17 protein-coding genes and 4 pseudogenes are annotated in these 22583 nt (G+C 71.1%); 12 read left to right on the forward strand and 9 right to left on the reverse strand.

All coding sequences use genetic code 11. From position 1 onward, the window contains the following. Positions 1 to 3: 3 nt before the first annotated feature. Positions 4 to 1368 carry a ferredoxin reductase family protein gene (locus FHX80_RS27900; protein ID WP_145766719.1) on the reverse strand — a complete coding sequence of 455 codons (1365 nt, stop codon included), beginning with the start codon at positions 1366 to 1368 and terminating at the stop codon, positions 4 to 6. Positions 1369 to 1538: 170 nt separating this feature from the next. Here FHX80_RS27900 and FHX80_RS27905 point away from each other — a divergent pair, with 170 nt between their 5' ends. The 5 genes and pseudogenes from FHX80_RS27905 to FHX80_RS27930 all read left to right on the forward strand — a co-directional run bounded on the left by FHX80_RS27905 (position 1539) and on the right by FHX80_RS27930 (position 5756). Continuing rightward, positions 1539 to 2273, forward strand: a complete 735-nt coding sequence (locus FHX80_RS27905) for a response regulator transcription factor (RefSeq protein ID WP_145766720.1) — start codon at positions 1539 to 1541, stop codon at positions 2271 to 2273. Further along, complete coding sequence (locus tag FHX80_RS27910) at positions 2270 to 3694, forward strand: HAMP domain-containing sensor histidine kinase (RefSeq protein ID WP_145766721.1); 1425 nt, start codon at positions 2270 to 2272, stop codon at positions 3692 to 3694. Before FHX80_RS27905 ends, FHX80_RS27910 begins: the two co-directional genes overlap by 4 nt. A gap of 242 nt (positions 3695 to 3936) precedes the next feature. Then, a pseudogene (locus FHX80_RS36055) lies at positions 3937 to 4454 on the forward strand (transposase); the annotation flags it as partial. 416 nt (positions 4455 to 4870) lie between these two features. After that, positions 4871 to 5014 (forward strand): annotated as a pseudogene (locus tag FHX80_RS27925) (Appr-1-p processing protein); the annotation flags it as partial. Between the two features lie 109 nt (positions 5015 to 5123). Continuing rightward, positions 5124 to 5756: a TetR/AcrR family transcriptional regulator gene (locus FHX80_RS27930; protein ID WP_145766724.1), complete on the forward strand. Its 633-nt coding sequence runs from the start codon at positions 5124 to 5126 to the stop codon at positions 5754 to 5756. Positions 5757 to 5778: 22 nt separating this feature from the next. On the opposite strand, the gene FHX80_RS27935 is transcribed toward FHX80_RS27930, so the two are convergent. Further along, positions 5779 to 6705: an oxygenase MpaB family protein gene (locus tag FHX80_RS27935; protein ID WP_145766725.1), complete on the reverse strand. Its 927-nt coding sequence runs from the start codon at positions 6703 to 6705 to the stop codon at positions 5779 to 5781. Between the two features lie 308 nt (positions 6706 to 7013). Continuing rightward, positions 7014 to 8057 carry a LacI family DNA-binding transcriptional regulator gene (locus tag FHX80_RS27940; protein ID WP_145767538.1) on the reverse strand — a complete coding sequence of 348 codons (1044 nt, stop codon included), beginning with the start codon at positions 8055 to 8057 and terminating at the stop codon, positions 7014 to 7016. A gap of 239 nt (positions 8058 to 8296) precedes the next feature. Here FHX80_RS27940 and FHX80_RS27945 point away from each other — a divergent pair, with 239 nt between their 5' ends. Then, the gene (locus tag FHX80_RS27945; protein ID WP_145766726.1) at positions 8297 to 9619 is read left to right on the forward strand and encodes a M14 family metallopeptidase; all 1323 of its coding nucleotides are present in this window, start codon (positions 8297 to 8299) and stop codon (positions 9617 to 9619) included. A 73-nt stretch (positions 9620 to 9692) separates the two neighbouring features. After that, positions 9693 to 11438: a BCCT family transporter gene (locus FHX80_RS27950; RefSeq protein ID WP_208764738.1), complete on the forward strand. Its 1746-nt coding sequence runs from the start codon at positions 9693 to 9695 to the stop codon at positions 11436 to 11438. Positions 11439 to 11506: 68 nt separating this feature from the next. On the opposite strand, the gene FHX80_RS27955 is transcribed toward FHX80_RS27950, so the two are convergent. Continuing rightward, positions 11507 to 12448: an FAD-dependent oxidoreductase gene (locus FHX80_RS27955; RefSeq protein WP_145767540.1), complete on the reverse strand. Its 942-nt coding sequence runs from the start codon at positions 12446 to 12448 to the stop codon at positions 11507 to 11509. Between the two features lie 259 nt (positions 12449 to 12707). On the opposite strand from FHX80_RS27955, the gene FHX80_RS27960 reads away from it, so the two are divergent. Further along, positions 12708 to 14345: an ABC-F family ATP-binding cassette domain-containing protein gene (locus FHX80_RS27960; RefSeq protein ID WP_145766727.1), complete on the forward strand. Its 1638-nt coding sequence runs from the start codon at positions 12708 to 12710 to the stop codon at positions 14343 to 14345. Positions 14346 to 14536: 191 nt separating this feature from the next. Here FHX80_RS27960 and FHX80_RS27965 read toward each other — a convergent pair whose 3' ends face one another. Next, a complete protein-coding gene (locus FHX80_RS27965; RefSeq protein ID WP_145766728.1) occupies positions 14537 to 17005 on the reverse strand; it encodes a Tex family protein in 2469 nt (822 codons plus the stop codon). Between the two features lie 156 nt (positions 17006 to 17161). Continuing rightward, the gene (locus tag FHX80_RS27970) at positions 17162 to 18019 is read right to left on the reverse strand and encodes an SCO6745 family protein (RefSeq protein ID WP_145766729.1); all 858 of its coding nucleotides are present in this window, start codon (positions 18017 to 18019) and stop codon (positions 17162 to 17164) included. A 148-nt stretch (positions 18020 to 18167) separates the two neighbouring features. Here FHX80_RS27970 and FHX80_RS27975 point away from each other — a divergent pair. Both FHX80_RS27975 and FHX80_RS27980 read left to right on the forward strand, forming a co-directional pair. Further along, positions 18168 to 18578: pseudogene (locus tag FHX80_RS27975) on the forward strand (helix-turn-helix domain-containing protein); the annotation flags it as partial. 21 nt (positions 18579 to 18599) lie between these two features. Beyond that, positions 18600 to 19235: a DJ-1/PfpI family protein gene (locus FHX80_RS27980; protein WP_145766730.1), complete on the forward strand. Its 636-nt coding sequence runs from the start codon at positions 18600 to 18602 to the stop codon at positions 19233 to 19235. A 73-nt stretch (positions 19236 to 19308) separates the two neighbouring features. Here FHX80_RS27980 and FHX80_RS27985 read toward each other — a convergent pair whose 3' ends face one another. After that, entirely contained in the window at positions 19309 to 20067 is a 759-nt protein-coding gene (locus FHX80_RS27985) for an enoyl-CoA hydratase/isomerase family protein (RefSeq protein ID WP_145766731.1), read from the reverse strand. Between the two features lie 80 nt (positions 20068 to 20147). Between FHX80_RS27985 and FHX80_RS36860 the strand changes: the two are divergent. Together FHX80_RS36860 and FHX80_RS27995 are read left to right on the forward strand one after the other, a co-directional pair. Next, positions 20148 to 20276 (forward strand): annotated as a pseudogene (locus FHX80_RS36860) (HdeD family acid-resistance protein); the annotation flags it as partial. A gap of 285 nt (positions 20277 to 20561) precedes the next feature. Next, a complete protein-coding gene (locus FHX80_RS27995) occupies positions 20562 to 21017 on the forward strand; it encodes an ATP-binding protein (protein ID WP_145767541.1) in 456 nt (151 codons plus the stop codon). A 34-nt stretch (positions 21018 to 21051) separates the two neighbouring features. Here the strand turns inward: FHX80_RS27995 and idi are convergent, their stop codons facing one another. Both idi and FHX80_RS28005 read right to left on the reverse strand, forming a co-directional pair. Further along, positions 21052 to 21645, reverse strand: a complete 594-nt coding sequence (idi, locus tag FHX80_RS28000; RefSeq protein ID WP_145766732.1) for an isopentenyl-diphosphate Delta-isomerase — start codon at positions 21643 to 21645, stop codon at positions 21052 to 21054. Between the two features lie 149 nt (positions 21646 to 21794). Beyond that, positions 21795 to 22391 (reverse strand): GNAT family N-acetyltransferase, encoded by a 597-nt coding sequence (locus FHX80_RS28005; RefSeq protein WP_145766733.1) that lies wholly within the window; start codon positions 22389 to 22391, stop codon positions 21795 to 21797. Positions 22392 to 22583 lie beyond the last annotated feature (192 nt).

A 22583-nucleotide genomic window follows, 5' to 3' on the forward strand; every position in this document is an offset into this window, starting at 1 on the left:
TCCTCAGAACGCGAACGACTCGTGGTGGATGCGCCGTGCCGGGACGCCGGCTTCGCGCAGGGCGGTGATCGCGGCCTGTGCCATGCCTGGCGGACCGCAGAGGAAGACGTCGTGCGCGGCCAGGTCCGGCACCAGGCTGCTCAGTCCCTGTGCGGTGAGCGGGGAGGAGTAGGCGCCGGGTTCGTCGAGGACGTAGTGCACGGTGGACCTGCGGCGGGCGGCTATCGCGTCGAGTTCACCGCGCAGGGCCAGGTCGACGGCTCGGCGGGCGCGGTAGACGAGAGTCACCTCGCCCGGCAGGCTCTCGAACAGGGCGCGCAGGGGAGTGATGCCGACGCCGCCGGCCAGGAGCAGGACCCGCGGGGCGGTGCGGCGGTTGGCGGTGAAGGAGCCGTAGGGGCCCTCGGCCCAGACCCGGGTACCGGGACGCAGACGCGCGAGTGCGGCGCTGTGGCCGCCGGCGGTCTTCACGGTGATGCGCAGGTGGCCGGTGTGCGCGGGGGCGGAGAGGGAGTAGGGGTTCGCGGTCCACCACAGTCCGCGGGCCAGGAAGCGCCAGCGCAGGAACTGCCCCGGCGCACCGCCCAGTTCCTCCAGGTGCGCGCCGGTGAGGTGGACGGAGACCACGCCCGGCGCCTCGGGGTGGATCGCGGCCACGCGCAGGCGGTGGCGCAGTCCGCGCCGTACTGGGACGGCGAACCGGTACCAGGCGACCAGCGCCGCGACAGTGATGAACAGGGTGTACCAGGCCACCTGCGCGGTGCGGTTGCCAACGAAGTCCGCCCCATTGGACAGCTGGTGGCCGAACGTGAGGAAGACCGCCAGGTAGGTGGCGAAGTGCAGGTAGTGCCAGGTCTCGTAGCTCATCCTGCGCCGGGCCGCCCGGGCCGAGAGGATTCCGGTGGCCAGGAACAGCAGGAACCCGACCGTGCCTTTGAGGAGATCGGGGTAGTGGAACACGAGCGTGCCCGTCTGGCTCACCAGGCCCGTGTGCGAGGTCAGTGAGTAGCCCCAGATGATCAGCAGAGTGTGGGCGAGCGCCAGGGAAACGGTGCAGCGGCCGCCCCAGGCGTGCCAGCGTGCCAGCCGGTCGGTGCCGACGGTGTGGTCAAGGAGCGGCACACGGGCCATCAGCGCCAGCAGCACCGCGCAGGCGTAACCGGCGAGCAGACCGGTGATGCGCCCCGCGCCGGTCAGCCAGGCGGCCGGGCCGACCACCGAGGTGGTGTCGGACCACCACAGGGCCAGCACCCCTGCGGCGCCCGCCCAGATCAGCAGTGGCGCCAGGAACGGGACGACGCTGCGGCGGGGGCGCCGGTGGCGCATCCCGCGGCTCGCGTACGTGGTGGTCGTGAACGTGGTGGTCACGGGGCTCCTCCGGATGGGACGTGCTCCGGTGATGGGCGGCCAGCCTCACAGCCCAACCTCTGTGAACCCTCTGAAACCGCGCCTGAGGCCCGTCCCGGCACCGATTCAGAGGAAACTCAGAGACTCGGCTCCCTCTGACACGGCCTGCGCCGGGGGAAGCTGGAGGAACCATGGAAGAGCCTTCTGCGACATCACTTCTGCACCGCCCCGACGGACAGCCCGTACGGGTCCTGGTCGTCGACGACGAACCCGACGTCACCGACGTCCTGTCCGGAGTCATGACCGCAGAGGGCTGGCAGGTGCGCACCGCCGCCGACGGCGCGACCGCACTCGCGACAGCCCGCGCGTTCCGGCCCGACGCGGTGGTCCTGGACTGGATGCTCCCCGACCTGGACGGCATGCAGGTCCTGCGCGCCCTGCGCCGCGAGTCTCCCGGCGTGTGCGTACTGTTCCTCACCGCCCGCGACGCGGTCGAAGACCGCATCGCGGGAATCACCGCGGGCGGCGACGACTACGTCACCAAGCCCTACAGCCTCGAAGAGGTCCTGGCCCGGCTGCGCGGACTCCTGCGACGGGCCGGCATGACCGCCGAGCCGGGCACGAACTGGCTCACCGTCGGAGACCTCGCCATGGACGAGGAAGCCAGAGAGGTCAAACGCGGCGGCACCACAGTGGAGCTGTCCCGTACCGAGTTCGAACTCCTGCGTTTCCTCATGCGCAACCCGCGCCGCGTGCTCTCCAAGGACCAGATCCTCGACCGGGTCTGGGCCTACGACTTCGGCGGGCGCGCCCACATCGTTGAGCTCTACATCAGCTATCTTCGCAAGAAGATCGACGCCGGACGCACCCCGATGATCCACACGGTCCGCGGTGTCGGCTACATCCTCAAGCCGGAAACCTCGTGAGACGCCTTGGGCCCCGCACCCTGCGCGGCCAGCTCACCGCCGGACTCGTCACCCTTCTCGCCCTCGCCTGCCTCGCCGTCGGCATCACCACCGCCCTCGCCCTGCGCGGATTCCTCATGGGACGACTCGACGAACAGCTCGCCGCCTCCGGCGGCCGGTTCGCCGAAAGCCTGGAACACGAAGCACGACCCGACGCCGACAACCGTCCCGACACCCGCGGCCAGGCCGAATCGACCTTCGGCGCCCGCCTCCTCGACGGCGCCGTCACGCAAGCCGCCGCGGTCGACGAGTCGAGCGACCGCCCCGTTCAGCTCACCGCCGGAGACCGCCACACTCTGGCCGACGTCCCCGTGGACGGCAACGGGCACAGCATCCGCCTCTCCGCTCTGGGGAAGTACCGCGTCACAGCCGTCCAGGGCGACGACCAGGACACCCTGATCACCGGCTTGCCCCTGCACCCCGTCGAAGAGACCGTCCACCGCCTCGAAGCGGTCGAAACCATCGTCTTCGGCGCCGCCCTGCTCGCCACCGGCGTCGCCGGAGCCCTGTGGGTACGAATCTCCCTGCGCCCCCTCCAGCGCGTCACCGCCCACGCGGCCGAGGTGGCCGCCCTGCCCCTCGCCAGTGGTGAGATCGCCATGCCCGGACCGCTCCCCGACACCGACCCACGCACCGAAGTCGGCCAGGTCGGCACCGCCCTCAACCACATGCTCGGACACGTCGAGGACGCCCTCACCCGCCGCCAGGCCAGCGAGGAACGCCTCCGCCACTTCGCCGCCGACGCCAGCCACGAACTGCGCACCCCCGTCGCCAACATCCGCGGCCACGCCGAACTGGCCCTGCGCCACGAGAGCCCCGTACCCGCCGCAGTCCACCACGCCCTGGAACGCATCGACAGCGAGTCGATGCGCATGAGCCGTCTCGTCGACGACCTGCTGCTCCTCGCCCGCCTCGACGCCGGGCGCCCCCTCGAACAGGAGCCGGTGGACCTGACCCTGCTGATCCTGAACGCGACGGACGACGCACGTGCCGCGGGCCCCGACCACCACTGGCTCCTAGACCTCCCCGAAGAACCCGTCACCATCACCGGCGACGCACACCGCCTCCAGCAGGCCGTCGGCAACCTCCTCGCCAACGCCCGCACCCACACTCCGCCCGGCACCGACGTGACCGTCACCCTCGCCATCGATCAGATTGGCGTCACGGTGGAGGTGAGCGACAACGGCCCCGGCATCCCCCGAGAGCTCCAGCCCGAGGTCTTCGGCCGCTTCGTCCGCGCCGACCACGCCCGCTCCCGCAGCACCGGAAGCACCGGACTGGGCCTCGCCATCGTCCACGCCGTCATCACCGCCCACGGCGGAACCGCGACCCTCACCAGCAGACCGGGACACACCACCTTCCGCCTCGCACTCCCCAACTGAACCGGGCGCCCTGCCAGTACACCTCGGCGGCAGCACTCTGGAACCTGTCGCAGAACTCTTAGCAACGTTCATTTGGGAGAGGTTGGCTGCAGAAGCTGACCTCGGCCGCTCAACCCCACGCCGCCCTCGTCGTGTCCTGGGCTGGCGCCGATCAGGTCCGCCAGGAAGGCATGGAATCACCGATGCGGCTCTCCGAGCTCGTTGGGGGTGCGGGAGGCCCGTAGTTCCTTGAGGTCGGGGATGTGGTTGTAGAGAGTGCCTCGCCTGAGTTCCGGGCTGATGCCGTCGCGCTGTACCACGCCAGCCCGGGTGGGACGTACGCGTCGGTGGCCAAGGACCTGGGCGTCAACCACGAGACGCTCCGCACCTGGGTGCGGGATGCCGAGCAGGCCGCCCGGCCCGGCGCCGGCGAGGCCAGCGCGATGGAGAAGGAGAACCGGCAGCTGCGGGCGCGAGTGAAGGAACTCGAGCTCGAGCGGGAGATCCTGCGGAGGGCCGCGAAGTATTTTGCGGCGGAGACCAGCTGGTGAGCAGCCGCTTCCAGTTCGTTGACGATCATCGTGGCGCCTTCGGCGTCAAGCGGCTGTGCCGGATCCTGGCCGTCTCGCGGTCCGGGTTCTACCGGTGGATCGCCGGCGCGGACGCGCGGGCCGGGCGGGTCAGGGCGGATGCCGACCTCGCCGAGCGGATCACCGCCATCCACGCCGAGTCCGACGGGACTTACGGCGCCCCGCGGGTCACCGCCGAGCTTCGCGACGCAACCCGACTCGGACCTGCAACTCGATCGAAAGCCTCGGCCGCTCCCGCCGCAACGGCGGCCGCCTCCCGCAACTGGGTCCACCCCGCCAACCACACCGAGCCGTGGCGCCACCCGAGCGATGCGGACTACCGGCCCCTCCAGCGCGACGTCCTGAGCAGCCAGGACGCGGCCGTGCTCTTCCAAGCGTCGTACGAGGGCTCCGTCTCCACCGACCCCGAGGAGCCGACCGCGGCCACCGTCGTGGGCCTGCTCGACGCCGGGCTCCTGGTCCGCGTCGACGACGGCACCGCCGTCCTGGCCGACGACGTCCGGTACGGACTCCGCCTCACCGACGCCGACGACGTCAGCACCTACTGACACACCTCATGGCAGAACCACTGACATCCAGTGGCAGACTCCGCTGACATCCCGATGGCAGACGACACGAGCTGGAGGCCTCGGTGCACATGCCGCGCATCGGCTGCGGACTGGCCGGCGGCACGTGGTCACGGATCGAACCACTCCTGGAACAACGGCTGTCGATCCAGGGGATCGGCATCACGGTGTACGACCACGACTGACCATCACACCCTTCCCCTCGCGGGGGCGAGGTCACAGAGAGACGGACACGGTCTCTTTGTTGCGGCGCCGCTAGGGTGGACCGGAACCGGCGGAGAACGGGGAGGGCCCATGGCCGCACGGAGTACGGACGAAACGCTGCTGGCCCGGGCGCTCGGCCGGACGCCGCCCTCTGATGCGCTGAGCGAGCAGATTCTCGACGCCGCGCGTGAGCAGTTCATGACCTTCGGGCTGCGCCGTTCCACCGTCGACGACGTCGCCAAACGGGCCAGGGTCTCGCGCGTGACCGTCTACCGACGGATCGGCAACAAGGACAGCCTGGTGTCCGCCTGCCTGTTGCGTGAGTACCGGCGCTTCGTCGTCGAGGTGGATCAGGCCGTCGCCGCACTGCCCACCACCGAGGACCGGATCGTCGAGGGGTTCGTGGCCGTCCTCGGCCATATCCGCGAACACCCTTTGGTCGGCGGCCTGTTGAGGCTGGAGCCGGAGATCATGCTCCCGTTCCTGACCGTGGAGAGCGGGCCGGCTCTCGTCGCCATGCGCGGCTACGTGGCCGGCCGGCTGCGCGAGGCCAGGCGTGCGGAGGGACGGCCGGAGGCCGATCCGACACCCGTCGCCGAGCTCATGGTGCGGATCACGGTCTCCTTCCTCCTCAACCCCGTCAGCTGCTTCGAACTCGACGACGACGAGCAGCTGCGGGCCTTCGCCCGCCGCTACCTGGTGCCGCTGATCGCCGTTGCCTAGGACGGGACTTCGCGGACGGGCCCTACGTGTGCTGACCCGCACGCCCGTTCAGCGGCGCCCCGCATGGTGAGGCCCGGCGCTCGTCGGGAAGCGGCTCCAGGGGCCGGCTGCCCGCCCAGTGCGGGCCCAGGTCGTCGAGCCGCCAGCCGAACGGGTAGGAACGCGGCTGCGGTCGTGAGGGCAGCCACCGGGGCCGGGCCGGCAGCAGGCGCACACACCGCGAGCGGGTCCGCAGCGTACCCGCGGCGGCCGACCGGACCCAGCGGGGCTGCGCCCGGAACCCCAGGGCCCGCAGCAGCGGTTCGTCCAGCAGTGCGAGCGAGAACCGCGCGATCACCGGACGCAGCGGGCGCGGGTACCAGCTCGCCATGATCCGGAACGTGGCGTTGGCCACCCGCCGGTTCGCCGGGTCGTACGCGAACATCCGCTCCTCGTAGGAGTCCAGCAGCCGCTCGAATCCCTCGTAGGTGTCCGGCGCGCCCTCGATGTCCATCATCGCCGCCATTTTCCGGCCCACCTCGGTCAGAGCCTCGGTCTCCACCGGGCACAGGGGTCGCCAGCCGAACCGGTCGATCCAGCGCTTCGGGCCGACGACCGTGGTCGCCAGGACATACAGGAAGTCCTCGTTGGGGATCCGGTACTTGCCGTGGATCCGGTTGAGATGACGGGCCGCCGCACGCCCGCGCTCCGAGTCGAAGCCGTCGGCGGCCATCTCGTACCCGATCAGCACCGTGTCGTCGTAGCGCTTCTGGCCGGACCGCTCGAACTCCTGCGTACGGTCCAGGAGTACGGAGATGCGGGGGACCCCGTAGTCCCGGAGGAACGCGATGCTCACACCCTGCCGGTAGTCCCAGGGGAACTCGTACTGCGAGATCAGCCGGAGGATCTCGGCGCAGTCGCGGACGGGGTCCATCCGGCGTATCTCGCGAAGTCGGCTGTAGCGGCCCATGGTGCGCCCTCCTGTCGGGTGGTGCGCGCGGCTTCTGCGGTCCAACTCCCGTGTCCTGAAGAAGATCTGACGGACACTTCGAACAGAGAATCAATGTTACAAATATTATCGACTTGTTGCATCAGTCGCGTCAACACCGCCGGTGCCGATCGAGCCGTTGCTGTTGCCTGCGGCCAGGGAAACCGCGGGCAGGGGGCCACAGGCAGGCCGCGGGCAGCCCACCGGGTGGCGGCGGCGTCGGGTCGACGCCCTGCCGCCGAGTGCCGGTCGGGCCGATGAGGGGCACCGGGCTCACGCCGGTGCGCGCGTCATGCCGAAGCGCGGTGGATGAGCTCCGTCGGGGTGATCACCGAAGACGGTTCGGCGGTCGCGTCGTTCAGCCGCTCCATCAGGATCCTGACCATCAACCTGCCCATGCCCACCACATCCTGACGGACCGTCGTCAGCGGCGGGTCGGTCGCCTCGGCCACCGAGTCCATGTCGTCGAAGCCGACCAGGGCCACATCCTGCGGCACCCGACGGCCGCGCTCGCGCAGCACCCGCAGGGCGCCCGAGGCCATCAGGTCGTTGGCGGCGAAGACGGCGTCCAGGTCCGGCCGTCTCTCCAGCAGTCCGGCCATGGCGCGGGCGCCGCCCTCCGCGGTGAAGTCGCCGTCCGCGACCAGCGCGGGATCGCCGTCGGGCAGTACGTCGAAGTAGCCGTCGATCCGGTCGAGCGCCGAGGTCTGGTCGCGCGGGCCCGCGATGTGCGCGATGTGCCGGCGGCCGAGCGAGACCAGATGGCGCACGGCCTCGCGGGCGCCGCCGCGGTTGTCGCAGTCGACATAGGGGACCGCGAGCTCGGAGGCGGTGTCCGGCCGCCCGGGGCGCCCGCCGTAGACCGTCGGAACCCGGAACCGGCGGATGACCGCGGGCAGTTCGTCGTCCGTGTGCAGCGAGAAGGCCAGCACCCCGTCCACATGGCCACCGGCCAGATAGCGGGTGACCCGGTCGAAATCCCCGCTCCCCTCCACCAGGAGCAGGACCAACTGGGAGTCGTACAGATTGAGTTCACGGCTGATTCCCCGGATGTGCTGGGAGAAGAAGGGGTCGGAGAAGATCCGGACCTCGGGTTCGTCGATGATCACGGCGACGGCCCCGTTGCGCCGGGTCACCAGCGTCCGGGCGGCGTGGTTCGGTATGTAGCCGAGCTCCTCGACCGCCTTGCGGACCTGCTCCACGAGCGGTTTCCGCACCCCGGCACCGCCGTTGACCACCCGGGAGGCCGTCGCCCGGGACACCCCGGCGCGGGCCGCCACGGCTTCCAGTGTGGGGCGTGCGTCGTGCGGGGCATCGGGGGTCGGACGCGGCAAGGGACGCTCCTCAAAGGCGCGGGAGGGGGCCGGAATCGGCCGGGGCCCGGCCGCACAGCACGAACCTCGCCAGCCTAGCGGCCACCGCGAATCGGTGATCCGGGTACCTGTCGCGCGGGCGCCGGCCGGGGTACCTTCCGCCCATGCCGACACGTGTGCGGGGCGCCCGCCTGACGTACAGACCGCCCGTCCCGGCCCCCGCCGGTGGTCCGCGCGGCCAGGGGGCTGGCCGGCTCCCGATGACGGCCTCCGCGCCGAGGGGCGGCGACCGGCGGGCCGGCCGTCGCCGGGTCCGTAACCTCGTGCTGACGGCCGTCGCCACCGCGCTGGCCGTCGTGCTGGTCACGGTGTCCGCCGAGGCCGCACGGATCCAGCCGCGTACCGGATTCGAATCCGCCGGCGGGGCACGCTGGACCGGCCCGGCCGAGGAACGCTCCCTGCTCGCGGCCGTCGACCGGCACAGCGACCGCGTCTCCGTGGAGCGCATCGGTACGACGAAGCAGGGGCGCCCGCTGCGGCTCGTCCGGATCGGCAGCCGGCACCCCACCGCGCTCACCGTGCTGCTCGTGTGCAGTCAGCACGGTGACGAACCCGCCGCCCGCGAGGCCTGTCTGACGGCGATCCGTGACCTCGGATACGCCAAGGACCGGGCGACCCGTGACTTTCTCGCCCGTACCGAGATCCTCGTCATTCCCACCGCCAACCCCGACGGTCACGCTGCCGGCACCCGGGGCAACTCCGACGGCATGGACATCAACCGCGACCACATCGCGCTGCGGACCGCCGAGGGCCGCGCCATCGCGGCGGCCGTCCGGGACCATCGGCCCGAGGTGATCTACGACCTGCACGAGTACGGCGCGACCCCGCCGTACTACGACAAGGACCTGACCGTCCTGTGGCCCCGCAATCCCAATGTCCACGACCGGGTGCACGACGAATCGAAGCTCCTGGCCGAGCACCAGGTGCGCCGGGCCGCCCGGGAAGCCGGATACGACAGCGGGCTCTACGGCCTCTGGACCGACCCCGTCACCGGCCGACCGGTCAAGCGGACCGCGGGCGACGGACAGGAGCGCATCCTGCGCAACGCGGCAGGCATCAAGCATGCGGTGGCCCTGCTCGTCGAGTCCCGCGCGGACCCGCTCACCGACGCCGAGCGGGCCGACCCCGCACGCAACAACCGACGCCGGGTGCAATCCCAACTGGCCGGACTCAAAGGTCTGTTCGCCTACGTCGAGGAGCGCCGCGGTGAGATCGGCGCCGCCACCGCCCGCTCCCGGGCACAGGGGTTCACCGACCGGGGCCCGATCCGCCTCGCAGGGGCCGACAACGAGCCGGCGGGGCCCGGCGCGACCCTCGCGCACCCGCCCTGCGGATACCGGCTGACGGCAGCCCAGTTCGCCCGGGTCTGGGACGAACTCGCCCTGCACGGCGTCACCTCCCGGCGTGACCGTGACGGTGTGTACGTACCGCTGGCGCAGTCCGCCCGGAAGCTGATCCCGCTCCTGCTCGACGAACACGCGAAATATCGCCTGACAAATGGTCGAGCCGACACCGCTTGCTGATCCCCGGGCGGGTGGGTTGCGTGTGGTAATGCCTACGGAGAGTGAAACTCCAGTTCCCCGAAAGGTGCCATTCGTGTCGCAGGACGATCAGAGAGCGGGCGGCAGGGGGCATCTGTCGGTGACGGCGGATCTGCCCGGCGACCCGACCCGGAGCCGGCGCCCCACGACCGACCGAGTGGTGTTCGGCGTCACCGCGCTGTTCACCCTCGCCTTCGTGATCTGGGGGGCCACTGCCACCGCATCGCTGAAGGGCGTCTCCAGCCTCTTGCTCAACGGCCTCGTGCACGACGGTGGTTGGGCCTTCATGCTGGCAGCCTCCGGATTCGTGGTCTTCGTGCTCTGGCTCGCCGTCAGCCGTTACGGAAAGATCTGCCTCGGCCAGGAAGGGGAGGAGCCGGAGTTCCGGACCGTGTCCTGGGTCGCGATGATGTTCAGCGCCGGTATGGGCATCGGCCTGATGTTCTACGGAGTCAGCGAGCCCCTGGCGCACTTCGTCCACCCGCCGCCCGGCACCCACCCCGCCGACGCCGCGGACGCGATGCAGACGGCGATGGCCACCACCCTCTTCCACTGGACGCTCCACCCCTGGGCGATCTACGCGGTGGTCGGTCTCGCCATCGCGTACAGCACCTTCCGGCGCCGCAGGGGGCAGACGATCAGTGCCGTCTTCGAACCGCTCATCGGCGCCCGGCACGCCCACGGCGGCGTCGGCCGGCTGATCGACATCCTCGCCGTCTTCGCCACGCTCTTCGGCTCGGCCGCCTCGCTGGGCCTGGGCGCCCTCCAGATCGGCAGCGGATTCCACGAGCTGAACTGGATGGAGAAGACCGGCACCGGGCTGCTCGTCCTGATCATCGCCGTGCTGACCGTGGCCTTCGTCGCCTCGGCGGTCTCCGGTGTGCAGAAGGGCATCCAGTGGCTGTCCAACATCAATATGGTGCTCGCCCTGATCCTCGCCGTCTTCGTGTTCATCGCCGGACCCACCATCGTCGTGCTCGACCTGCTGCCCACCTCGATCGCCGCCTACATCGGTGATCTGCCCCAGCTGGCCGGCCGTACCGAGGCGACCGGCAAGGGCGAGGTCGCCGACTGGCTCAGCAGCTGGACCGTCTTCTACTGGGCCTGGTGGATCTCCTGGACCCCGTTCGTCGGCATGTTCATCGCCAGGATCAGCCGCGGCCGGACGATCCGCCAGTTCATCGGCGGAGTCATCCTGGTTCCCAGCACGGTCAGCCTGATCTGGTTCGTGATCTTCGGCGGTACCGCCATCAAGCTTCAGGAGGCCGGGAAGCTGAACGGTGCCGAAACCCAGGAGGCCCAGCTCTTCGGCGTACTCCAGCAGCTCCCCGTCCCCACGGTGATGAGTCTGCTGGTGATGATCCTGGTCGGGATCTTCTTCGTGTCGGGCGCGGACGCCGCCTCGGTCGTGATGGGGACCCTGTCCCAGAAGGGCATCCTCGAACCGGCCAAGTGGGTCGTCGTCTTCTGGGGCGTCGTCACCGGTGCGGTGGGGGCGATCATGCTGCTGATCGGGAACGGGACGGGCGATGCGTTGACCGGCCTGCAGAACCTGACCATTCTGGTGGCCGCACCCTTCACGATCGTCATGATCGGCATGTGCGTGGCCCTGGTACGGGACCTGCGCGAGGACCCGCTCATCGTGCGCCGCGAGGTCGGGGTGGAGGCCGTCGAGTCCGCGGTCATCGAGGGCCACGCGAAGTACGACGGTGACTTCGAGCTCCGGATCGGCCCCGGCGGCAACCGGATCACCACCGAACACGGGGACAAGCCGGGCGGTTCGAGCCCCGCGGCCGACTGAGGGGCTAGCGGCCGAGAAGACCGGGGGCCGCGGACCTCCGGCCCCTCCCGTGCCCCGCGCGCGGCGGTTCAGCCCACCAGCCGGGCCGCCGCCTCCGCGCAGCCCAGGGCCACGGTCACCCCCGCGCCCCCGTGCCCGTAGTTGTGCACCAGGCGCCCGCCGCCGGGCAGTGGCTCGGCCTCGATGCGGACCCCCGCGTCCCGGGCCGGCCGAAGCCCCACCCGGTGTCCGATGATCCGCGCTCCGGCGATCTCCGGCCGGACCCGGGCACACCGCGCCACGATCTCCTCGGCCGTGCGGGGATCGGGCACGGTGCTCCAGTCGTCCGCCCCGGCGGTCCCGCCGAGCACCAGCCGGCCCGGCTGCGGGAAGAAGTACGTCGTCGCGCTCGACGCGGGGTCCGCCTCGGTGAACCACTCCTCGATCCCCGGGTTCTCCACCAGGACCAGCTGACCGCGAACCGGCCGCATCCCGGTGTCGGGGACCAGTTCGCGGGCGCCGAGCCCCGTGCAGTTGACCACCGTCGCCGCCTCCGCCGCCGCCTCGTCGAACGACGTGACCGTACGCCGCTCGACCGAGCCCCCGGCGGCCCTGATCCGCCCCTCCAGCCAGTCCAGATGGGCCGGCATGTCGAGCAGCGGCAGCCGGCACCGCAACCCCTCCGCGGTCTCCACCACATCCTTCAGCTCCCCGGCCCACGCCCCGAGCGCCGCGAGCCGCTCGCCCCGGTGCACACCGTCGACCAGCCGTACTCCGGTCTCCTGCGGACGGGCGGCCAGCTCCTCGTACCAGCGCAGCGAAGTCAGCGACCAGTCACCCACCCACTCCCGCGGCTCGATCCGGTAGGGCCACCACAGGGCGCCCGCCACCGCCGACGTCGTGGCCTCCGCGGGCTGCCGGGACCAGACCCGCACCCGGTGACCGCGCCCGGCCAGCACCACCGCCGTGGTGAGGCCACTGACCCCACCGCCCACCACGATCACTTCCGACACTGCCGCACCGCCGCTCATCTCTGCCCGGACCCCGTTCATGCCCGGACGCCAAGGACTCTCGCCCGGATCAGGACGGGCCCGCTCCACTTGATCCGGTCGATCCAGAGGAAGGACCCTAGCCGAGGCGCACGGGGAGGGCGATGCTCCGGGCGGCCGGTACGTGTGACGAGAAGGAGCGTGCCGGCGCACCGCCGACCGCCTCACCCGCGGCTCCCGTGCCCCGGCCCGGAACCACCTGCGCGAGGAGCTCCCGCCGCCGATTAGGATCGGCACCCTGATGACTGCCACCCTCGTCGCCAAGGACCTCGCCGCCGGACACGGCGACCGCACTCTCTTCGCCGAACTCGACCTCGTGGTCGCTCCCGGTGATGTGATCGGTCTCGTCGGAGTCAACGGCGCCGGAAAATCGTCGCTCCTGCGGCTGCTCGCCGGGCTCGACCAGCCGGAGGAGGGCGAGCTGCGGCTCTCCCCTCCCACCGCCACCGTCGGCCATCTGCCGCAGGAGCCGGAGCGGCGCCCCGACGAGACCGTACGGGAGTTCCTGGCCCGCCGGACGGGTGTCGCCGAGGCCCAGGCGACGATGGACACCGCCACCCAGGCCCTCGTCGACGGGGCGCCCGGATCCGACGACGCGTACTCCGAGTCACTGGAACGCTGGCTCGCCCTCGGCGGCGCCGACCTGGACGAACGGGCCGAGGAAGTCGCGGCCGACCTCGGTCTGACCGTCGGTCTCGACCTGCCGATGACCACGCTCTCCGGTGGCCAGGCGGCCCGCGTGGGCCTCGCCTCGCTGCTGCTGTCCCGCTACGACATCTTCCTGCTCGACGAACCCACCAACGACCTCGACCTCGACGGCCTGGAACGGCTGGAGCGGTACGTCTCCGGGCTGCGCGCCGGCACGGTCGTCATCAGCCACGACCGCGAATTCCTGATGCGCACGGTCACCAAGGTCCTCGAACTCGACCTCGCCCAGCAGCAGATCAACCTCTACGGCGGTGGCTACGCGGCCTACCTGGAGGAGCGCGAGCGGGCCCGCAGGCACGCGCGCGAGGAGTTCGAGGAGTTCGCCGACAAGCGGTCCGCGCTCGAGGGCCGCGCCCTGATGCAGCGCTCCTGGATGGACAAGGGCGTCAGGAACGCGCGCCGCAAGGCCGGTGACTCCGACAAGATGGCCCGCAAGTTCCGGAGTGAATCGAGTGAGAAGCAGGCCGCGAAGGCCCGCCAGACCCAGCGCATGATCGAGCGCCTCGATGTCGTGGACGAGCCGCGCAAGGAGTGGGAGCTGCGGATGGAGATCGCCTCAGCCCCCCGCTCAGGTTCCGTCGTGGCGACCTTGCGCGAGGCGCAGGTCGTCCGCGGGGACTTCGGGTTCGGCCCGGTCTCGCTCCAGGTCGACTGGGCGGACCGGATCGCCATCACCGGTGCCAACGGCGCGGGGAAGTCGACCCTGCTCGCCGCTCTGCTCGGCCGCCTCCCGCTGGATTCGGGGCACGCGAGCCTGGGTTCGGGTGTGGTCGTCGGCGAGGTGGACCAGGCGCGGAAGCTGTTCCACGGCACGGAATCCCTGCTGGAGGCGTTCTGTGCGGCCGTCCCGGACACGGAACCGGCCGATGTCCGCACCCTGCTCGCCAAATTCGGGCTGCGCGCCGACCATGTGATGCGCCCCGCGACCACCCTCTCCCCGGGCGAGCGGACCCGGGCGGCACTCGCCCTGCTCCAGGGCCGAGGCGTCAACCTCCTGGTCCTGGACGAGCCCACGAACCACTTGGACCTGCCGGCGATCGAGCAGTTGGAGTCGGCGCTCGACTCGTACACGGGGACGCTGCTGCTGGTCACGCACGACCGCCGGATGCTGGAGGCGGTCCGTACGACGCGCCGGGTCGAGGTGGCGGCCGGCCGGCTCACGGAGATCTGACAAGCCCGACTCCCGAGCCTGCCCCAGCTGCGTGGATCCCATCTCCGGGATCCTCCTGGCCCTCCCGCCCCGCCCCTCCGGCGTCTGAGGAGCGGGGCGGAGCCCCGGTCACGGGAAGGGGCGGGGTGGGGAGAAGGCCCGCCGCAGCCGGCCCCCTCCCCACCCCGCCCCGATGCCCGGGCGGGCTGCCGCTACCGCTTCTTGCCGCCCTGCTTCGGATCCAGCAGCCCCGCCCGTCGAAGCGCGTCGGCCATCGCCCCGTTGGCCGGAGCCGCAGTCGGCGCCTGGCGACCGCCACCGCCATTGCCCCCGCCGCCGCCGCGCCGGTCACGCCCCTGACCGCCCTGGCCGCCTTGACCGCCCTGGCCACCACGCGGCCCCGCACCGCCCTGGCCCTGCCGCTGCCGCGGCGGACGCCCGCCCCGGTCGCCGCCGGAGCCGCCGGAGCCGTCGGACCCGGCCCCCGCCCCGGAACTCACCGCGGTACCCGCCTCGTCATCCAGTCGCAGCGTCAACGAGATCCGCTTCCGCGGGATGTCGACCTCCATGACCTTGACCTTGACGATGTCACCCGGCTTCACGACATCACGGGGATCCTTCACGAACGTCCGCGACATCGCCGACACATGCACCAGGCCGTCCTGGTGCACTCCGATGTCGACGAACGCGCCGAACGCCGCGACATTCGTCACGACTCCCTCCAGCACCATCCCGGACGCCAGATCGCCGATCTTCTCGACGCCCTCCTTGAAGGTGGCGGTCTTGAAGGCCGGACGAGGGTCGCGCCCGGGCTTCTCCAGCTCCTTGAGGATGTCCGTGACGGTCGGCAGCCCGAACTTCTCGTCCACGAAGTCATCGGCCCGAAGGGACCGCAGCACACCGGTGTTGCCCACCAGTGAGGCGACGTCGCTGCCCGTCCGCTTCACCATCGCCCGCACCACGGGGTACGCCTCCGGGTGCACGCTGGACGCGTCCAGCGGGTCGTCACCCCGGATACGCAGGAAGCCCGCGCACTGCTCGTACGCCTTCGGGCCAAGCCGGGCCACGTCCTTGAGCCCCTTGCGGGAACGGAACGGGCCGTTGGCGTCGCGGTGCGCGACGATGTTCTCCGCGAGCCCTGAGCCGATGCCGGAGACCCGTGAAAGCAACGGCGCCGAAGCGGTGTTGACGTCGACCCCAACCCCGTTCACACAGTCCTCGACGACCGCGTCCAGCGAGCGCGACAGCTTCACCTCGGACAGATCGTGCTGGTACTGCCCGACCCCGATCGACTTCGGGTCGATCTTCACCAGCTCCGCGAGGGGGTCCTGGAGCCGACGCGCGATCGAGACGGCGCCACGCAACGACACGTCCATGTCCGGGAGTTCCTGCGAGGCGAAGGCGGACGCCGAGTACACGGAGGCGCCGGCCTCCGAAACCATTACCTTGGTGAGCTTCAACTCCGGGTGCTTGTCGCACAGCTCACCCGCGAGCTTGTCCGTCTCGCGCGATGCCGTGCCGTTGCCGATCGCGATCAGATCGACATCGTGCGCCCTCGCCAGCTGCTCCAGTTTCGCCAGCGACTGGTCCCACTTGTTGGCCGGGACGTGCGGGTGGATGACATCGGTCGCGACGACCTTGCCGGTCGCGTCGACGACGGCGACCTTCACCCCGGTACGGAACCCCGGGTCGAGCCCCAGCGTGGCCCGCGTCCCGGCCGGCGCGGCCAGCAGCAGATCGCGCAGGTTCGACGCGAAGACGCGTACCGCCTCGTCCTCCGCCGCCGTGCGCAGCCGCAGCCGCAGGTCGATGCCGAGGTGGACCAGGAGCCTGGTGCGCCAGGCCCAGCGCACGGTGTCGGCCAGCCACTTGTCCCCGGGACGCCCGCGGTCGTTCACCCCGAAGCGCCGGGCGACCATGTTCTCGTACGACGAGGGACCGGGCTCCCCGGACGGCTCCTCCGGCTCCAGAACGAGGTCGAGGACGTCCTCCTTCTCGCCCCGGAGCATCGCGAGCACCCGGTGCGAGGGCAGCGCGGTGAACGGCTCGGTGAAGTCGAAGTAGTCCGCGAACTTGGCGCCCTCCTCCTCCTTGCCGTCGCGCACCTTCGCCACCAGCCGGCCCCGCGTCCACATGCGCTCACGCAGCTCGCCGGTCAGATCGGCGTCCTCCGAGAACCGCTCGGTGAGGATGGAGCGGGCGCCGTCGAGAGCCGCCGCCGGGTCCGCGACCCCCTTGTCCGCGTCGACGAAGGCCGAGGCCGCGACGAGCGGATCCACCGACGGATCGTCCAGCAGGCCCGAGGCGAGCGGTTCGAGCCCGGCCTCCCGGGCGATCTGCGCCTTCGTCCGCCGCTTCGGCTTGAACGGCAGATAGATGTCCTCAAGGCGCGCCTTCGTGTCGGCGGCCCGGATCTGCGCCTCCAGCGCGCTGTCGAGCTTGCCCTGTTCCCGTACGGATTCGAGGATCGCCGCACGGCGGCCCTCCAGCTCCCGCAGATACCGCAACCGCTCCTCGAGCGTGCGCAGTTGCGCGTCGTCGAGCATCTCGGTCGCTTCCTTGCGGTAGCGCGCGATGAACGGCACGGTCGATCCGCCGTCGAGCAGCTCGACGGCCGCCTTCACCTGTCGCTCGCGTACGCCGAGCTCCTCGGCGATCCTGCCTTCGATGGACGTCGTCACGGTTTTACCGACTCGCCTTCTCGTACTGGCTGTGCTGGTCGGGCCCCGGGGTCCGCAGTTCGGACCGGCCCGGGGCCACTCGCCTGCATTCTGCCGGGTGGTCGGGCGTCGTGTCGCCCGACCACCCCGGATACCGGCCGTCGTCCGCCCGGACCGCTAGCCGTTCAGATCGGCCGGGAACGCACCCGCCGCCAGCGCCGTGCCGAGGAACCCGCGCCCCAGCTCGGTCAGACGGGCCACGCCCGCGCCGCCGAGATGCTCGTACGGAGCCAGGTCCATCCGGTCCGTGGCCTCCTCCAGGCCGGTCCGCAGCGCGATGCCCGCCTCCGTCAACTTGTCCTCGGCGGTGAGCAGTCCGCGATCGCGCAGCCGTGCGGAGGCGTCCTCCCAGTCGCCGCGGCACCATCCACGGGTGGCCAGGATCAGGCGCGGCGACATGCCCTTGCCGGTGGCGGTGTGGCTGACCAGGGCCTCGACCGGGTCGAGACCGGCCGCCAGGAGCGCGGCGAGGTGGGCGTCACCGCGGTGCTCACGCAGCAGCGTCGCGGCATGCCAGTACGCCAGGTGCGGCTGCTCGGGCACCGGGAGATCGGCGTGCGCCGCGTACAACGGCCGGGCGTGTCGCGTGCAGCCCTCGGCCGCGCGCAGTGCCAGCCGTGCGGCCTCGGCCAGTTCGGGGGAGGCGATGGTCTCCTCGCCGAGGAGCCGGCGCAGCGTCGAGTCGGCGGCACGCAGCCGCGCCGCCAGCACGGCCTCGGGTGTGGCGATGTCCCAGACGGCGGGCAGGTGCGCGGCCACGAGTGCGTGGTTGAAGTTGTAGAAGGTCGCGGTGACCGTTCCCGGGCCGACGGCACCCAGAGCGGCCGCACGTGCGACGAAGTACGCGGCGGAGGAGTCGGTGATCCCGATCCCCGCGAGTTCCTTGCCGAGGTCGGGGGAGAAGTAGATCGTGGAGTGCAACGGGTTGAGGGCGTTGTGGCAGCGGCGTCCGGCACGGGGCGGCAGAGTACTCATACCCGCACGCTACCGACTGGTCGGTACGGGCCGGAACTCCGGGCAACAGTGAAGTGCGTCGCAGCCCGCCCTGGCAGAAATGGTGGGGAACCCGTCATTGCGGCCATCCTGGCGGCGGCCCAGGATGGCAGGCATGAAGCTGCGATCCACTCGCCGTGAACCGTTGCGCGAGGTTCAGCACTGGATCACCGAGCACCCCGGCGACGATCTGTCCGTCGAGGCACTCGCCGCCCGCGCCCGGCTCTCGCCGCGCCACTTCGCCCGCGCGTTCCGGGCCGAGACCGGTATGACACCCGGCCGGTACGTCGACCTCGTCCGTCTCGAACAGGCCCGCAGGCTCCTGGAGAACACCTCCGACGGTGTCTCCGGTATCTCGCGGGCGTGCGGCTACGGAACGCCGGAGGCGATGCGCCGCGCGTTCGTCAGGGCGCTGGGCACCGCGCCCGCCGAGTACCGCAGACGGTTCAGCCACCGGCCGACGGGCGAACCCGCCGGCCTGCGTGCGGGCGAGTCCGTGGCCCGCCTCTGCTCCACCGAACCCGCCACCATCAGTCACTGACCCGAAGGCAGGCAGCCACTCATGCAGATCGCCATCGTCCTCTTCGACCGCTTCACCGCGCTCGACGCCGTCGGACCGTACGAGATCCTGTCCCGCGCCCCCGGCGCCGAGACCGTCTTCGTCGCCGAACGGACAGGTCCCGTGCGCAACGACTCCGGCAGCCTGTCACTGGTCGCCGACCGGACGCTCGACGACGTCCCGGTACCCGATCTGGTGATCGTTCCCGGCGGCCCGGGGCAGAGCGCCCAGATGGAGAACGAGACACTGCTCGGCTGGCTGCGCAACGCCGATGCCACCAGCACCTGGACGACCTCCGTCTGCACCGGCTCGCTGCTGCTCGCGGCCGCCGGACTCCTGAAGGGGCGGCGAGGCACCTCGCACTGGCTCGCCCTCGAGACACTGAAGGACTACGGGGTCGAGCCGACCGGTGAACGTGTCGTCATCGACGGCAAGTACGTCACGGCCGCAGGCGTCTCGTCCGGCATCGACATGGGCCTCACCCTGCTCGGCCGGATCGCGGGCGACCGGCACGCCCAGTCGGTTCAACTGCTGACCGAGTACGACCCGCAGCCGCCGTACGACGCCGGATCCCCCGAGAAGGCGCCGGCCGACATGGTCGAGGAGTGGCGCGCCAAGAGCCGCTTCATCCTGCGATAGCGGTCGGGCCCGGGGCGGCCGGACGAAACGGGAAGCGGTCACGCCGGGAACGGCCAGGTGAAACGGGAAGCGCTCACGCCTGGGACGGCCAGGTGAAGCTTGGCGCGCGCCGTTCCAGGAAAGCGGCGACCCCCTCCGCGGTGTCGCCGCTGCGGCGCGCCTGGTCCGCCCAATGGGCGTCCCGGTCCTCGCGCCCCGCGGCGAACTCCTTCGCGGCCGCCTGGGTCAACTGCGAACGGGACACCAGGACCCGTACATACGCCTCGACCCGCTTGTCCAGCTCGCCGGCGGGCAGCACCTCATCGACCAGACCGGTCCGCAGCGCCCGGTCCGTACCGATCAGCTCGCCGGAGAACAGCAGGTGCTTCGCCGTCGCCGGCCCCGTCAGCGCGACCAGCCGACGGGTCGACGACGCGGCGTAGACGATCCCGAGCTTGGCCGGTGTCACGCCGAACGACGCGCCCTCCTCGGCGAACCGCAGATCGCAGGCGGCCGCCAACTGGCTTCCCCCGCCCACGCAGTAGCCGCGCACCGCGGCGAGCGTCGGCCGGGGGAAGGCGGCCAGCGCCTCCTCGGCCGCCACCGCCAGACCCTGCGGGGCACCCGCGGGGTCGCCGAGCGAGGAGATGTCCGCACCGGCGCAGAAGGTGTCCCCGGCGCCCGTCAGTACCAGCGCACGCACCGAGGAGTCGGCGGCCAGCGCTTCGAGCAGCACGGGCAGCGACTGCCACATCGCGGCCGTCAGCGCGTTGCGCTTGGCGGGGTTGCTGATCACGACGGTGGCGACGCCGCCCGCGACGGTGTGCTCCAGCCGGGGTTCCGTACGGTCCATGCGCCGGATGCTATCCCTACCGTTCGAACCTATGATCAAGAAGGGGTCGCGAAGCAGGCACGCATCCCGAGGAGCTTCTGGTGGCCGATCCCGAACAAGAAGGCAGGAGGCTCAGCCGCAGTTTCAGCGGTCTCGCACTGCTCGGCGCTCTCCTGGTCGTCGCCGGTCTGGTCGGTCTCGTCTACACCGGCGTCGCGACGCTCACCTCTCGGACTCATCGCGATCGGTGTGGGAGGCCGCCGGATCGTCTCGATGGTCTCGGACCGAATGGCGCCCGCGGGAGGGGCGGCCCGGGGCGAGCGGGACCGGTCTTCAGGAGACGAGTCTTCAGGAGACGAGCAGAATCGGTCCGACAGCTGACGCACCCACAGTTATCCGGTCAAGTTCCGTCGATAGAAGTCGACTTCTGCTCAGTGGTACGGACCGGACCAACTACGCCCCGCACCCTGTACTCGACGTGCAGTCACCATCGAGTGGAGAGCGGGTACCGGTCTATGGAGAGCCGCGGGAGTGTCCCCGCCAGGCCCGTGTCGTACGAAGGGGTCTGGCGGTTCACCGCCCCGGCCACGGACGTCTCCGTACCCCAGGCCCGGCACGCCGTACGCGATCTGCTGGACCGCCAGGGCGTACCGCTGGACGAAGACATCGCCCAGGGGCTGCTGCTCATCGTCTCCGAGCTGGTCACCAACGCCGTGAAGCATGCGGCTCTGCTCTCCCCGGAGCTCGCCGTGGAGGTGGCTGTGGGTGCCGAATGGATCAGGGTGTCCGTCGAGGACAACCATCCCTACCGCCCGACGGCGCTGGAGACCGACTACGCGCAGACGGGCGGGCGCGGACTGTTGCTGGTCCGGGAAATCACCCGGGAGGCGGGCGGGGCCTGCGACGTGGCGCACACCGCAGGCGGCGGAAAGGTCATCTGGGCGGCGCTTCCGCTCACCGTGGGCCCCTGACCCCTCCGCCGCGCTTCCGCGCCGACGGCTGTTGCTACCAGCCCGCAGCCGGGCCGGTCAGCTCGCGGATCGCGGGCCGGGCGGCATCCAGTACCGTCATGAACCAGGCCGAGAACGGCGCCCTGGCATGCCGTTCGGCCAGCTCCTCCGCCGATACGAAGGCCGTCTCGCCCACCTCCTCCGGATCCGGCCGCAGCTGCTCCTGCGCCATGCCCACGAAGAGATGGTTGAACTCCTGCTCCACCAGACCCGATGCGGGGTCCGGGTGGTTGTACCGGACGGTGCCCGCCTCGGCCAGCAGCGAGGGGGAGATGCCCAGTTCCTCGTGCGTCCGCCGGGCGGCGGCGGCGAAGGGCGCCTCGCCCGGATACGGGTGACCGCAACAGGTGTTGGACCAGACGCCGGGGGAGTGGTACTTGCCCAGGGCGCGCCGCTGCAGCAGCAGCCGGCCCTGCTCGTCGAACAGGAACACCGAGAAGGCCCGGTGCAGTTGACCGGGTGCCTGGTGGGCGGCGAGCTTCTCCGCCGTGCCGATGGTGGTGCCGTTCTCGTCGACCAGTTCGAGCATGATCGCGTCTGCTGAGCCGTCCGACGAGGTGTTCGCCGCGGTGGCTGGTGTGGTCGGCATACCCATCCTTCGCTGTGGTCCCGGCCCCGTGCGCCGGTCCCGTCGAGTCTGCTCAAGTCTGCCGTACAAAAGCGGCTTGTCCGCACTTCGGGTCCTGGCATGTCCGGTCCTGCCGGGCCACGCGGGCGCGGCAGGACCGGACGGGCGCGTCAGACCCCGAACGCGGCCGGGTACTGAATCGTGCCCCGGGGAACCGGCCCGGAATCATCGAGGACCAGCGCCATCATCGCCTCGTCCGGCACCTCGAAGCCCGGCCGGATTCCGTACCGCGACGCGGGCACGAAGCCGAACCTCGGGTAGTACTCGGGATGGCCGAGCACCAGGACCAGTGGCTCCGGGCGCAGTCGCGCCGCATCGAGCAGGGCCCGCACGACGGCCTGCCCAGCGCCCCGGCGTTGGTGCTCCGGAGCCGTGGCCACCGGGGCCAGTGCCAGCGCCGGTGCGCCCCCGACCAGGCAGCGGGTCAGCAAGGCGTGGGCGGCCACGGATCCGTCGGCCGCCTCGGCGACGTAGGAGAGCCCGGGCAGCCATGCCTGGGGATCGTCGCGCAACGCGTCGACCAGACGGGCCTCCGCGTCCGTCGGGAACGCCGCGGCGTTGACCGCGTACACCGCGCCGGTGTCCGCCGCCGTCTCGGGACGGGTCGTCCAGCGGGTGGTGCCGTCACCGGAAAGGGGCTGCTCCGGCTCGCGGTCGTGCGGGGAGCGGGACGGTTCCTCGTGCTTGGATTCTTTGCTGTCGGTCAACGTGGGAAACCCTTGGGTGCATGGGCTCCGGCCGACGTGCCGACTCGGTGAGAGCCGGGGAGCGCTAGCCGGGGACCCTGGAGTCGGAACCGGACCGGATGGTGCGCCGGGCAGGCGCCGTCTCGGCGGTCATCAGCCCCAGCTCCTCTCTCGGACACAACACTCACGCGGGCAGAGGCTCGTACGCCTCCG

Origin of the sequence: Streptomyces brevispora, from assembly GCF_007829885.1 — a bacterium.
In the GTDB taxonomy this organism is placed as follows: domain Bacteria; phylum Actinomycetota; class Actinomycetes; order Streptomycetales; family Streptomycetaceae; genus Streptomyces; species Streptomyces brevispora.